Genomic DNA, 12,064 nt, shown 5'->3' with positions numbered 1-12,064 from the left:
CGTCAGGACCGCCGAGCGGCGTGATTCCAACCCCGAACCCGTACCCGGATCGAGTTTGCGCGGTTTCGGCGCGGCTGGCGCGCACCAGTCGGTGACCGATACTGGACGACAGCATCCCGCGTTGGCCGACTGGCCTGTGCACCCGAGGAGCCCATGAACGCGCCCCAGGAATTTCTGCGGAACCGAATGCTGCCCGAGCAGCCGGTCTCGCCTCCCCGACCACCCTCTCCGCCCGCCGAGCGGGCGGGGCAACCGTCGCAGTCTCGGCCCGCTCCGGCGCCGGTCAAGGCACCGCCGGCACCGGTCAAGGCACCCCCGGCGCCGGCTGACGCCCCCGCACCCACCACGCCCCCGCCACCGATCGGCGCGCCCGTCAACGCGCCGCCGCCGACGGCTCCCCCGCGTCCCCCGTCCGCGCCGCCTCCGCATCCGGTGCGGCCTCCCGCGCCGCAGCAGCCGCACCCGCAGCAGGTGGCCCCGCCGCCCCGTGGCCCGTGGCCTGGCGCTGCGGCCGGCGCAGCCCCACGCACCCCCGACAAACCCGTCGAACGGGGTTGGCGGCGCATGGTCCGCTCGGCGACGTTCGGCCTGGTCAAGCCCGGCCCGTCGGCGGCACAGCGCGACGCCGCCCAGTTCGAGGCGACCATACGAACGGCCCTGCGCGGCAACCACAAGGTCGGTGTCCTTGGCAAGGGCGGCGTCGGCAAGACGTCGGTGGCCGCCAGCGTCGGTTCGATCCTGGCCGAACTGCGCCAGCAGGACCGCGTCGTCGCCATCGACGCCGACACCGCCTTCGGCCGGCTCAGCAGCAGGATCGACCCGCGGACCACGGGTTCGTTCTGGGAGTTGACCGCCGACAAGAACCTGCAGTCGTTCGCCGACGTGACATCGCGGGTCGGGCGCAATGCCACCGGGCTGTACGTGCTGGGCGGCGAACCGGTGACCGGCCCGCGCCGGGTGCTCGACCCGGCCATTTACCGGGAAGCCGCGTTGCGCCTTGATCGGCACTTCGCGATCTCGGTCATCGATTGCGGATCGACGATGGACGCTGCCGTCACCCGCGAGGTGCTGCGGGATCTGGACGCGTTGATCGTGGTCTCCTCGCCGTGGGCGGACGGCGCCGCGGCCGCAGCCAAGACGGTCGAATGGCTATCCGATCACGACCTCGGCAACCTGCTGCAACGCAGCGTCGTCGTACTCAATGACTCCGACGGCCACGCCGACAAGCGCACCCGCTCGCTGCTGGCCCGCGAGTTCATCGACCACGGGCAGCCGGTGGTCGAGGTGCCCTTCGACCCCCACTTGCGGCCCGGCGGCGTCATCGACGTCACCCAGGAGATGGGTCCCGCGACGCGGTTGAAGTTCCTGCAGGTCGCGGCCACCATCACCGGATACTTCGCCTCCCGGACCCAGGACAGCGCCGGCGCGAACCCGCCTGACCCGGTCAGGCCCGGCGCGCCGACGGGTCCGCCGTCGCCTCGATCTTGGTGATCAGGTTGCCGCGGACGGTCAACACCACCACGGCGAACAATCGGCGATCGGCAAAGGCGAGTAACACCGGCCAGCCGGCCGGACCGCCGACCAGCGTCGCTCCCGGACCCAGGTAACGCAGCAGGTTGGTGGCGACCGCGACGGGACCGTGGTTGACCTGTGGCGGCGGCATCGGGTCGGCGAGTACGGTCCCCACTCCCCAGACTGTGGGGTCCAGCACGGCCGTCAGTGCCGCGATGTCGCCGTTGGCGCAGGCGGTGATGAATTTCTGGGTCACGAGTTGATGCTCGGCCGGAGCGACTTCTGTGTTCGGGACCGGATGCAACCGGACACCGGTGAACTTGGCCCGGGCCCGCCTGGCCAGTTGCCGACAGGTGCCGGCCGGGCGGCCGACGGTTTCCGCGATGGCGTCGAAGGGGACGCCGAAGACGTCGTGCAAGACGAAAGCGACCCGCTCGCCGGGGCTGAGCCTGCGCAAAACTTCCAATAGCGCGGCGCTGATCTCGTCGTCGAGGGTGATCCGGTCGGCGGGATCGGCCACCCGCGCGTCGGCCAGCGGGCGCTCGTCACCGTCAGTGTGGGGGCGCTCGTATCGCGCCCGGGCCGAGCGAAGCTGGTCGAGGCACAGCCGGCTGGTCACCACGGTGAGCCACCCGCGGGCATCGTCGATGCTGCCGGGATCAGCGCGCGACAACCGCAGAAACGCCTCCTGGACAACGTCTTCGGCCTCACCGACGTCACCGAGGATCTGGTAGCCGAGGTTCACCAGATACGGACGGTGGGTGCGCCAGGCCTCGTCGAACTGGTCAGAAGCTGCGTTCACAGGACTTCGACGATTTTGCGCTCAGAAAAGTTACGCGTGCCGGCCGTAACTTTCGCACCTGCCATCCCGTCCTTGGTTGAACACACTGTGTTTTCCAGAGTTCCCCAGAGGAGTCCCCCATGACAATCGTCGTCACCGGAGCAACCGGCAATGTCGGTCGCCCGCTGCTCGCGCACCTGGTCGCCGCGGGCGCGCACGTGCGAGCGGTCACCCGCTCACCTGCCACCAGGGATCTTCCCGGCGATGTTGAAATGGTCTCCTCGGTCACGGACGCACTGCGGGGCGCCTCCGCGGTGTTCCTCAACTCCCGCGCACTCGGCCCCGGTATGGCCGCCGTCGTCGCGCGCTGTGCGTCGGCAGGAGTCACCAAACTGGTTGCGCTGTCGGCAATCAACGTCGACGACGACCCGGCGCTGCAACCGTCGCGATTCCGCGGCGACCGCAATAGGGAGGTTGAACAGCTCGCGGTAAATTCCGGCCTCGCATGGACGAGCCTGCGTCCCTCGGTTTTCGCGTCGAATTTCGCCGGCATGTGGTCGGCGCAACTTCGCGCCGGGGATGTTGTCGTCGGGCCCTACGCGGCGGCATCCACCGCACCAATCGTCGACGATGACGTCGCCGCGGTCGCCGCGCGCGCACTTCTCACCGACGACCTCACCGGCCAGAAGATCTCGATGACCGGGCCACAAGCCCTGACCAACGCTGAGCTGGTGGGGGTTATGGCCGCCGTCCTGCAACGGCCGCTGCGGTACCGCGAGATCCCGCCGGATGTGGTTCGGGCCAGATTCCGCGGCCTGGGCTTCGCCGCCGAGTTCGCGGACGCCTACATCGGGATGCTCGCTCAGACACTGGGCCGGCCCGCCCTGGTCACCAACGAGGTGGAGAAGATTCTGGGCCGACCGCCGCTGACGTTCGCGCAGTGGGTGTCCCGGCAGAGCGAAACCTTCGCCAGCGGAGGTCGCAATGTCTGAGATACGCCCGCCCCGATTCCTCAAACCGATGAACACGCTGATGAAGGCGGTGCAGAAGCTCGGCATACCGACCGGCCCCGCCATGGTGTTGACGGTGCCGGGACGCAGGTCCGGGCAGCCGCGGAGCACCCCGATGACACCGTTCGACTTCCGCGGCGGCCTCTATGTCGTGGCTGGGTATCCGGGCGCGGACTGGGCGGCGAATGCCCGCGCCGCGGGAACCGGCACGCTGTCCCGCGGCCGCCGGCGCCGGCAGGTCCGAATCGTGGAGCTGTCCGTCGACGACGCGCGTCCGGTCCTGCGTCAGTTCCCCACCAAAGTCCCGGTCGGTGTGGCCTTCGCGAAGCGGTCGGGGCTGGTGAGCGACGGTAGCCCCGACGAGTTCGAGGCATTGGCCGGCCGGCTGGCGGTGTTCCGGTTCGATCCGGCCTAGCCCGCCAGACGCAAACGGCGCGGGGAGTCCAGTGGATTCCTCGCGCCGTTTACTGGCGGTTACGCCGACTGGGCGGTCACCCGCTCCCGCACGGCGAAACCGTTGCGCTCGGCCAGCGACCGCAGCTGCGCCAACGCGAAGGCACGCGGACGGCCGGAGTCGGGGATCACCACACCGGCCCAAAGCCCTTCAGCGCCAGGCGATTCCACAGCCTCCTTGGCGCACTGCCAACGGCGCGGGCAGGCCCGGCACAACGTCTTGGCTTCGTCGTCGGGGGTCGTCGTCCAACGGTCGGGGTCTTGGGTGCACACGCCCAGCTGCGGGACCTCGTAAAGAGTTGTTGCGGTCATGGTTCTGCGTTCCTCCGTAAAGCGTTGCGCGTTCTGCCCCTCTGCCTCAGAAGGCTAGCGCACGAACCGTCGCAGTGCAACAGTTCATTCCGCAGCAGTTCCGCATAGTGCTACGGCTTCGCAGCGCAACCGGCGAGCTTACCTATCCAACCTGCGATTACCAGGGGTTATACCCTGTCAATCGGCTGTGCGTAACCTGCTGATCAGCTAGTTCCGTTCACAGCTTTTAGACAATGTGTTCCCAGCAGCAGCCACTGGCGCTATGGTTAACCGTAGCGGTAAGCCGGTTTTGCGAGTCAAGACGCCGATCGTCGGGTGGCCGCGAAAGCGTAGCGAAGGTATAGCCAATGGAAGGGTGCAACGGTTACGATGTTGGTCAGCGAACGGTGTGCCCCGCGGCCCGCCGCGCTGCCCGCCCTGACAACCGCGAGCAAGGATTCCTGCCAGATGCCCAACGCCGAATCGACCGTGGGGCCGGCTGCGCTGGCCGCATTCAGCGGCGTCGCGGCCGGTGCGGTCGCACCCGGTTACAACATCGTGGGCACGGGTCACTGGTACCGGTCACCTCGGCGGGTCGATGACCAGCAGGCCACCGGGGTAGACCTGCGAGCGGTGCCCAATGACGGACAGTGGCGATTGGCCGATCAGTCCGTCGACGGCCGCGAGAGCGGTATGTTCGTCGACGGACTGCGCGAGAGCCCGTCCCTCAGCGACAAGAAAAACGTCCCGTTCGGCGATCCCCCTGGAGGCAAGGCGTTGACGTTCGAAGTCGTCAGGCCCACGAATCCGCCTGAAGAGCCCCATCAGGACGACCAGCCCGCTGACGCCGATCCCGGAGTGATCCGCGCCGGCGCGGCTGCCGCGGCACGCCGGCGGGAGCTCGACATCAGCCAGCGCAGCCTCGCCGCCGACGGCATCATCAACGCGGGTGCGCTCATCTCCTTCGAAAAGGGTCGCAGTTGGCCCCGCGAACGCACCCGCGCCAAGCTCGAGGAAGTCCTGCAGTGGCCCGCGGGGACCATCGCCCGCATCCGTGAGGGCGATGCCGTAGTGACCCAGCCGGCTGCGTCACCCGCCGTCGATGCGGTGGCCGAGGCACCCCCGGCCACCGACGGCCCGGCGTCGCTGATCGCACAGGCCGTGGCCGCCGCGGTGGACACCTGCAGTCTGGCCATCGCCGCGCTGCCCTCCCCCGCGGATCCGGACTTCACCGAACGGGCGGCGCCGATTCTGGCCGACCTGCGCCAGCTCGAGGCGATCGCCGTTCAGGCGACGCGGATCAGCCGGATCACCCCCGAACTGATCAAGGCAATGAGTTCGGTGCGCAACTACCACGACAAATTGATGACACTGGGCGCGACGGCGCCCGGTGCGACGCTGGCACAACGTTTATATGCCGCGCGACGCCGTGCCAATCTCTCCACGCTGGAAACTGCACAAGCGGCCGGTGTCACCGAAGAAATGATCGTCAAGGCGGAGGCCGAAGAAGTCCTGCCGACCCAAATCGCCGAGGCGATCGAAGCGCTGATTAGTCAGATCAATTGATATGGAACCGGGGCGCGATCACACGCTGACGCGCTCGGGTCTGGTTGTACGGGGAAGGCTTGTGCCGCCCCGCAATTCCGCCGTGAAATCAGGGGTGCCATGCGCCCGAAAAGGCCAGGCACACCCGAAAATTCGTGCATCTAGCCCCGCCGGAGCGCTGTTAAGCTCAACCTACGGTGCGAAGGTGCATAAAGAAATGACCGTGCACACCAACAAGCCAACGTAAGGAATCACTCAAATGTCGGGTAGCGCGATGTGCAAGACCACGAGCAACTTCATCTACGCACAGCTGTTTCTGCTGGGTGAAGGAATTCCCGACCCGGGCGACATTTTCAATGCCGGCTCGTCCTTGTTCAAAGGCGTCGCCGACAAGATCGGCCTGGCAATTCCGGGCACTAACTGGATCGGCCAGGCCGCGGATGCCTATTTGAACCAGAACGCCGCGCAGCAACTCCGCGCCAAGTTGATGGGTGACATCGACGATCTGACCGGCAACCTGATCTCCAACCAGGCCGAGCACGTGGAGGACACCCGCAGCGTGCTGCGCGCCATGAAGAACATGGTCGACGGCTGCTATAAGGCCTGCAAGAAGCTGGAAAAGGTGTGGTTGATCGGCGATGCCCTGTCGATCGCCATCGCGATTCCGGCCTGCGCGCTCGCCATGGCCGTCACTGGCGGCGCGCTGCTCTACCTGACGATCATGACCGCGATGAACGCGGCCAGCATGATCGGGCTGGGCGGGCGACTGCTCGACATCCTGACCAACCTGCCGGCCCTCGCGGGCCTAATCCCCGGGATCATCGACGGGATCATCGACACCATCTGGCCGCCGAAGCTGCCGGACATCCCGATCCCCGGCTTCCCCAGCATCCCGGGCCTGCCCGAGTTCACGTGGCCCCCCACCCCGGGCATTCCGGACTTCAACCTGCCGATCCCGGGTCTGCCCGACTTCCAGTGGCCGTCCATCCCCGGGCTGCCGGACTTCGGCGGCCTCATCCCCGGGTTCCCGGACTTCGGTGGCGGCGGCGGACTCATCCCCGGTTTCCCCGCGCTTCCTGGAATGCCCAGTGTTCCCAACCTGTTCCCCGGCCTTCCCGCGCTGGGCGACCTGTTCCCCGGCGTCGGCAATCTGGGCAAGCTGCCCACTTGGACCGAATTGGCCGCTCTGCCCGACTTTTTGGGAGGCTTCGCCGGTATGCCGGCACTGAGCTTCAGCAACCTGCTCAGCTTCGCCCAACTGCCGGGCGTCGGTCAGATCACGTCGACGATGGGCCAGTTGCAGCAGCTGATGGCTGCCGGTGGCGGTCCGGGCCAGATGGGCAACATGGTCGGCCAACAGGCGCAGATGGTGTCCTCGCAGGTACAGCAGGCGGGTCAGAAAGACGATCAGTCGGACCAACAGGGCGCGGCGGCGGGCGCCGACGGCGAGCGCGCGCCTGTCCAGGCCGGAGCCGGTGGCCAACAGGGCCAGCAGGGCACCGTCCTGTAATTGCAAACAGTCGGCCACTAAACGGTCAAACCCATAGCAAGCCAAAGCCGTAGCGAGTAAAAGTTAAACGTAGAGGAGGGTCTACCCCATGTCCGGAGTTCTGGAAGTCGTACCTTCGTTCCTGAAGGTGCTGTCAGGCATGCAGACCGAAATAGCCGGCCAATTCGGAACCGCGACCAACACGGTCAACGGGATCAGCGGCAAAGTCTCGATGACCCACGGTTCGTTCACATCGAAGTTCAACAATGCGCTTCGCGAAGTGGAGACCAACCGCAGCAACACGGGCAAAGGTGTACAGGGCGTGAGCAATGGCCTGGCCACCAACCTGGTCCAGGCCGCGACCGCATACCTCAATTCCGACCAGGGGCTCGGCGGCATCATCGACAAGATCTTCGGCTGATCATGACGGGTCCGCTCGCTTCCGGTCGCGCCGGCTTCGCGGGCCCGGTCGACGATGTGGTCGGCGTCGAGGTCACCATCGACGGCATGCTGGTCATCGCCGATCGGCTGCACCTGGTGGATTTCCCGGTAGCCCTTGGGATCCGGCCCAATATTCCTCAAGAGGACCTGCGGGACATCGTTTGGGAGCAGGTCCAGCGCGACCTCACCGCGCAGGGCGTGCTGGACCACAACGGCCAGCCGCACCCCGGGGTCGCCAAGATGGTCGAGACGATCAGCCGGGCGGACCGGACCCTGGAATGCCGGTGGTGGCGCCGCGACCGGGGTGGCGAGGCCGGCGGCCTGATGGTGCGATTTGTGGTGTGCCGCAAGGGCGATACCCATGTGGTCGCGGCCCGCGACGAGGACATGCTGGTGCTGCAACTGGTGGCGCCGCAGATCGGGCTCGCCGCAATGGTGACCACCGTGCTGGGATCGGCCGACCCGGCCGGTGTCGAACCGCTGACCGGCGTCGCCAGCGAACTGGCCGAATGCACCACGGCAGCGCAACTGATGCGGCACGGCGTTTCGGCCACCCAGGCGCGCATCTACACCGAGATCGTCAGCGACCCGACCGGATGGGTGGAGATCATCGCGACCCAGCGCCACCCCGGCGGCACCACCACCCACACCTCGGCTGCCGCAGGCGTCCTCGACTCCAAGCACGGCCGGCTGGTCTCGCTGCCCCGCCGCGTCGGCGGCGAGTTGTACGGCAGCTTCCTTCCCGGCACCCAGCAGAATCTGCAGCGTGCCCTGGACAGCTTGCTGGAGCTGCTACCTGCCGGCTCCTGGTTGGATCACGCCCAAGCCTCCGCCTGAGGCTGCCTACTTCCGATACGAGAAAGGGACCCGACAGTGGAACTGCCCGGGAACGATTACGACAGCGACGATCTCAGCGCGCTGGACTTCTCCGGCGGCGGCACCGACGTCGAGGAGTCGTCTCTGGACGCGCTGGGAGACTATGCGCCGCCGACCCAGGTCGAGGACGCCGCGACAGAGCTCGACGCCCTGCAGGGACTGACCGAGCAGGACGACGACGAAGAGTTGGCGCTGTTCACGGTGACCAACCCGCAGGGGTCGGTCTCGGTGACGGCGCTGATGGACGGCAGGGTCCAGAACATCACCGTCACCGACAAGGCCTCCAGCATGTCCGAGCCGGCACTCGCGGAGGAGATCTTCGTCATCGCCGATCTGGCCCGGCAGAAGGCGCGGGCCGCTCAGCACACCTTCATGGTCGAGAGCATGAGCGAAATCGCCGGCGACAACCCCCAGCAGAGCGCGCTGCTGCACGAGTTCGTCGAGAGCACCCTGCACCTGCCCACACCGGAAGAGGCGGCCGCCCGCGAGGCCGAGGTGTTCGCAACCCGGTACGAGGTGGACTACACGGCGCGCTACAACGGTGATAAATGACTGATCGCCTGGCCGGTCTGTTCGACAGTGCCGTCGGCATGCTGCCGTTGTCGGAGGCACGGTCGCTCGACCTGTTCACCGAGATCACCAATTACGACGAAGCGGCATGCGACGCCTGGGTCGGGCGGATCCGCTGCGGCGACACCGACCGGGTGACGCTCTTTCGAGCCTGGTACTCGCGCCGTAACTTCGGACAACTCTCCGGCGCCGCCCAGATCTCGATGAGCACCCTGAACGCCCGGGTCCCCATCGGGGGAATCTACGGCGACATCACCTATCCGATCACCTCCCCGCTCGCGGTGACCATGGGCTTCGCATCCTCGGAAGCGGCCCAAGGCAATTACGCCGATGCACTGGAAGCGATGGACGCCAGCGCGGTGTCGGGCTCCGAGCATCTGGTGTCCTGGCTCAAGGCGGTCATCTACGGCGCCGCCGAACGGTGGACCGACGTGATCGACGAGGTCAAGGGCGCCGGGAAGTGGCCGGACAAATTCCTCACCGGCGCGGCCGGTGTCGCACACGGCGTCGCCGCCGCCAACCTCGGACTGTTCACCGAAGCCGAGCGCCGGCTCACCGAAGCCAATGACTCACCGGCCGGGGAAGCATGCGCGCGGGCCATCGCCTGGTTCCTGGCGATGGCCCGGCGCAGCCAGGGCAACGAAGAAGCCGCCGTCGCGCTGCTGGAGTGGCTGCAGACCACCCACCCGGAGCCGAAAGTGTCTGCCGCACTGAAGGATCCGTCGTACCGGCTGAAGACGACGACGGCCGAGCAGATCGCCTCCCGGTCGGACCCGTGGGATCCGGGCAGCGTGGTGACCGACAACTCCGCGCGCGACCGGCTCTTGGAGGAGGCCCAGGCCGAGCTGGAGCGCCAGATCGGGCTCAGCCGGGTCAAGACGCAGATCGAGCGCTACCGGGCCGCCACCCTGATGGCACGCGTGCGCGCCGCCAAGGGCATGAAGGTGGCCCAGCCCAGCAAGCACATGATCTTCACCGGGCCGCCCGGCACCGGTAAGACGACGATCGCTCGCGTGGTGGCCAACATCCTGGCCGGGTTGGGCGTCATCGCCGAGCCGAAGCTGGTCGAGACCTCCCGCAAGGACTTCGTCGCCGAGTACGAGGGCCAGTCGGCGGTCAAGACCGCCAAGACCATCGACCACGCCCTGGGCGGGGTGCTGTTCATCGACGAGGCGTACGCGCTGGTGCAGGAACGGGATGGGCGTACCGACCCGTTCGGGCAGGAGGCGATGGACACGCTGCTGGCCCGGATGGAGAACGACCGCGACCGGCTGGTGGTGATCATCGCCGGCTACAGCAACGACATCGACCGCCTGCTGGAGACCAACGAAGGTCTGCGCTCGCGCTTCGCCACCCGTATCGAGTTCGACACCTACAGTCCCGAGGAAATCCTCGAAATCGCCAGAGTGATTGCCGCGGCCAATGATTCGACGCTTAGCCCGGAGGCCGCCGACGAGCTGCTCGGTGCGGCCAAGATGCTGCACGAGCGCACGCTGCGCGGCCGCCCGGCCCTCGACATCGCCGGGAACGGCCGCTACGCGCGGCAATTGGTCGAAGCCGGCGAGCAGAGCAGAGATATGCGATTGGCTCAGGGTCTCGACATCGAGGCTCTCGACGTGGACCGTCTACAGGAGATCAACGGCACGGACATGGCCGAGGCGATCGCCTCGGTTCATGCACACCTCAACATGAGAGAGTGACACATGGGGCTTCGCCTGACCACCAAGGTTCAGGTCAGCGGCTGGCGCTTCCTGCTTCGCCGAGTCGAGCATGCCATCGTGCGGCGCGACACCCGCATGTTCGACGATCCCCTGCAGTTCTACAGTCGCTCGGTGTGGCTCGGCGTGGTCATCGCCGTCATCATCCTGGCGGGTGCGGGACTGCTCGCCTTCTTCAAGCCCCAGGGCAAACTCGGCGGCACCACCCTGCTCACCGATCGGGCGACCAACGAGTTGTACGTGATCATCTCGAATCAACTGCATCCCGTCTACAACCTGACCTCCGCACGGCTGGTGCTGGGCGCCCCGTCGAACCCGGCGACGGTGAAGTCCTCGGAGTTGAGCAAGCTGCCGCTGGGTCAGACGCTCGGAATACCCGGGGCGCCGTACGCCACTCCGGTATCCGGTGGCAGCACCTCGGTCTGGACGTTGTGCGACACCGTCGCCCGCGCGGACACCGCATCGCCGGCGATACAGACCTCGGTGATAGCGATGCCGCTGCAGATCGATTCATCGATCGACCCGGTCGATTCCAACGAGGCCATGCTGGCCAGCTATCAGGGCCAGGAGTGGATTGTCACCGAAAAAGGCCGCCACTCAATCGATCTCACTGACCGCGCGCTGACCTCGGCGATGGGCATACCGGTCACGGCCAAGGCGGTTCCCATCTCCGAGGGGCTGTTCAATGCACTGCCCAGCCAAGGGAACTGGGAGCTGCCGCCGATACCCTTCGCGGGCGCACCGAACAGCCTCGGTCTGCCGGACGACCTGGTGATCGGCTCGGTCTTCCAGATCCACACCGAGAAGGGTCCGCAGTATTACGTGGTGCTGCCGGACGGCATCGCCATGGTGAACTCGACCACCGCAGCGGCCCTGCGCGCCACCCAATCTCACGGTCTGGTCGCGCCTCCCGCGGTGGTGCCGAGCGTCGTCGTGCGCATACCGGAACGGGTGTACCCCTCTCCGCTTCCCAACGAGCAGCTGAAAATTCTGACCCGGCCGGACGAACCGACGCTGTGCTGGAGCTGGGACCGGGCGGCCGGCGACCAGGCGCCCAAGACCACCGTGCTGTCCGGGCGGCACCTCCCTATCCCGGCGGCCCAGATGGGCAACGGGATCAAACAGATTCAGGGCACCGCGACGATCTACATCGACGGCGGCAAGTTCGTGCAGCTTCAGTCCCCGGATCCGCGGTACGGCGAGTCGATGTACTACATCGACCCCGAGGGCGTGCGCTACGGGGTGCCCAACGCCGACTCGGCGAAGGCGCTGGGTCTGAGCGCGCCGAAAACCGCGCCGTGGGAGATCATTCGGCTGCTCGTCGACGGGCCGGTGCTTTCCAAAGAGGCGGCGATGCTCGAGCACGAGACGCTGCCCG

At 67.1% G+C, this 12,064-nt stretch carries 11 protein-coding genes and 1 pseudogene; 10 read left to right on the top strand and 2 right to left on the bottom strand.

Going from position 1 to position 12,064, the window contains the following annotated elements:
- Window positions 1–360 precede the first annotated feature (360 nt).
- Window positions 361–1,491 (top strand): MinD/ParA family ATP-binding protein, encoded by a 1,131-nt coding sequence (locus tag ACNQS7_RS20640; protein ID WP_418016075.1) that lies wholly within the window; start codon window positions 361–363, stop codon window positions 1,489–1,491.
- On the opposite strand, the gene sigI is transcribed toward ACNQS7_RS20640, so the two are convergent.
- Window positions 1,445–2,314, bottom strand: coding sequence for an RNA polymerase sigma factor SigI (sigI, locus tag ACNQS7_RS20635; protein WP_418014020.1), 870 nt, complete (start codon window positions 2,312–2,314; stop codon window positions 1,445–1,447). The genes ACNQS7_RS20640 and sigI overlap by 47 nt on opposite strands.
- Window positions 2,315–2,433: 119 nt before the next feature.
- On the opposite strand from sigI, the gene ACNQS7_RS20630 reads away from it, so the two are divergent.
- Entirely contained in the window at window positions 2,434–3,285 is an 852-nt protein-coding gene (locus tag ACNQS7_RS20630) for an NAD(P)H-binding protein (protein WP_418014019.1), read from the top strand.
- Window positions 3,278–3,718 (top strand): nitroreductase family deazaflavin-dependent oxidoreductase, encoded by a 441-nt coding sequence (locus tag ACNQS7_RS20625; RefSeq protein WP_418014018.1) that lies wholly within the window; start codon window positions 3,278–3,280, stop codon window positions 3,716–3,718. The genes ACNQS7_RS20630 and ACNQS7_RS20625 overlap by 8 nt, the downstream gene beginning before the upstream one ends.
- Window positions 3,719–3,777: 59 nt before the next feature.
- Here ACNQS7_RS20625 and ACNQS7_RS20620 read toward each other — a convergent pair whose 3' ends face one another.
- Window positions 3,778–4,068 (bottom strand): WhiB family transcriptional regulator, encoded by a 291-nt coding sequence (locus tag ACNQS7_RS20620; RefSeq protein WP_055581181.1) that lies wholly within the window; start codon window positions 4,066–4,068, stop codon window positions 3,778–3,780.
- 447 nt (window positions 4,069–4,515) lie between these two features.
- Between ACNQS7_RS20620 and ACNQS7_RS20615 the strand changes: the two genes are divergently transcribed.
- From ACNQS7_RS20615 to eccB, 7 genes and pseudogenes are all read left to right on the top strand, one after another.
- On the top strand, window positions 4,516–5,613 hold the full coding sequence (locus ACNQS7_RS20615; protein WP_418014017.1) for a helix-turn-helix domain-containing protein: 1,098 nt from the start codon (window positions 4,516–4,518) through the stop codon (window positions 5,611–5,613).
- A gap of 238 nt (window positions 5,614–5,851) precedes the next feature.
- Complete coding sequence (locus ACNQS7_RS20610; RefSeq protein WP_418014016.1) at window positions 5,852–7,102, top strand: EspA/EspE family type VII secretion system effector; 1,251 nt, start codon at window positions 5,852–5,854, stop codon at window positions 7,100–7,102.
- Window positions 7,103–7,190: 88 nt separating this feature from the next.
- Window positions 7,191–7,502: an ESX-1 secretion-associated protein gene (locus tag ACNQS7_RS20605; RefSeq protein ID WP_055581183.1), complete on the top strand. Its 312-nt coding sequence runs from the start codon at window positions 7,191–7,193 to the stop codon at window positions 7,500–7,502.
- A gap of 2 nt (window positions 7,503–7,504) precedes the next feature.
- On the top strand, window positions 7,505–8,359 hold the full coding sequence (locus ACNQS7_RS20600) for an ESX secretion-associated protein EspG (protein WP_418014015.1): 855 nt from the start codon (window positions 7,505–7,507) through the stop codon (window positions 8,357–8,359).
- A 36-nt stretch (window positions 8,360–8,395) separates the two neighbouring features.
- Window positions 8,396–8,950, top strand: a complete 555-nt coding sequence (locus ACNQS7_RS20595) for a DUF2694 domain-containing protein (protein WP_418014014.1) — start codon at window positions 8,396–8,398, stop codon at window positions 8,948–8,950.
- Window positions 8,947–10,668, top strand: a complete 1,722-nt coding sequence (gene eccA, locus ACNQS7_RS20590) for a type VII secretion AAA-ATPase EccA (RefSeq protein WP_418014013.1) — start codon at window positions 8,947–8,949, stop codon at window positions 10,666–10,668. Before ACNQS7_RS20595 ends, eccA begins: the two co-directional genes overlap by 4 nt.
- A 3-nt stretch (window positions 10,669–10,671) precedes the next feature.
- A pseudogene (eccB, locus tag ACNQS7_RS20585) lies at window positions 10,672–12,003 on the top strand (type VII secretion protein EccB); the annotation flags it as partial.
- Between the last annotated feature and the right edge of the window lie 61 nt (window positions 12,004–12,064).

It is taken from the genome of Mycobacterium sp. 23 (assembly GCF_048287075.1).
In the GTDB taxonomy this organism is placed as follows: Bacteria; Actinomycetota; Actinomycetes; order Mycobacteriales; family Mycobacteriaceae; genus Mycobacterium; species Mycobacterium gordonae_B.
The sequence above is the reverse complement of the archived record's forward strand: the minus strand, read 5'-3'. Positions and strand labels throughout refer to the sequence as shown.

Excerpts from the sequence above, each read along its gene's own strand:
- ACNQS7_RS20600 (WP_418014015.1), top strand. The coding sequence starts at position 7,505 with ATGACGGGTCCGCTCGCTTCCGGTCGCGCCGGCTTCGCGGGCCCGGTC.
- eccA (WP_418014013.1), top strand. The coding sequence starts at position 8,947 with ATGACTGATCGCCTGGCCGGTCTGTTCGACAGTGCCGTCGGCATGCTG.
- ACNQS7_RS20620 (WP_055581181.1), bottom strand. The coding sequence starts at position 4,068 with ATGACCGCAACAACTCTTTACGAGGTCCCGCAGCTGGGCGTGTGCACC.
- ACNQS7_RS20610 (WP_418014016.1), top strand. The coding sequence starts at position 5,852 with ATGTCGGGTAGCGCGATGTGCAAGACCACGAGCAACTTCATCTACGCA.
- ACNQS7_RS20615 (WP_418014017.1), top strand. The coding sequence starts at position 4,516 with ATGCCCAACGCCGAATCGACCGTGGGGCCGGCTGCGCTGGCCGCATTC.
- ACNQS7_RS20605 (WP_055581183.1), top strand. The coding sequence starts at position 7,191 with ATGTCCGGAGTTCTGGAAGTCGTACCTTCGTTCCTGAAGGTGCTGTCA.
- ACNQS7_RS20630 (WP_418014019.1), top strand. The coding sequence starts at position 2,434 with ATGACAATCGTCGTCACCGGAGCAACCGGCAATGTCGGTCGCCCGCTG.
- ACNQS7_RS20625 (WP_418014018.1), top strand. The coding sequence starts at position 3,278 with ATGTCTGAGATACGCCCGCCCCGATTCCTCAAACCGATGAACACGCTG.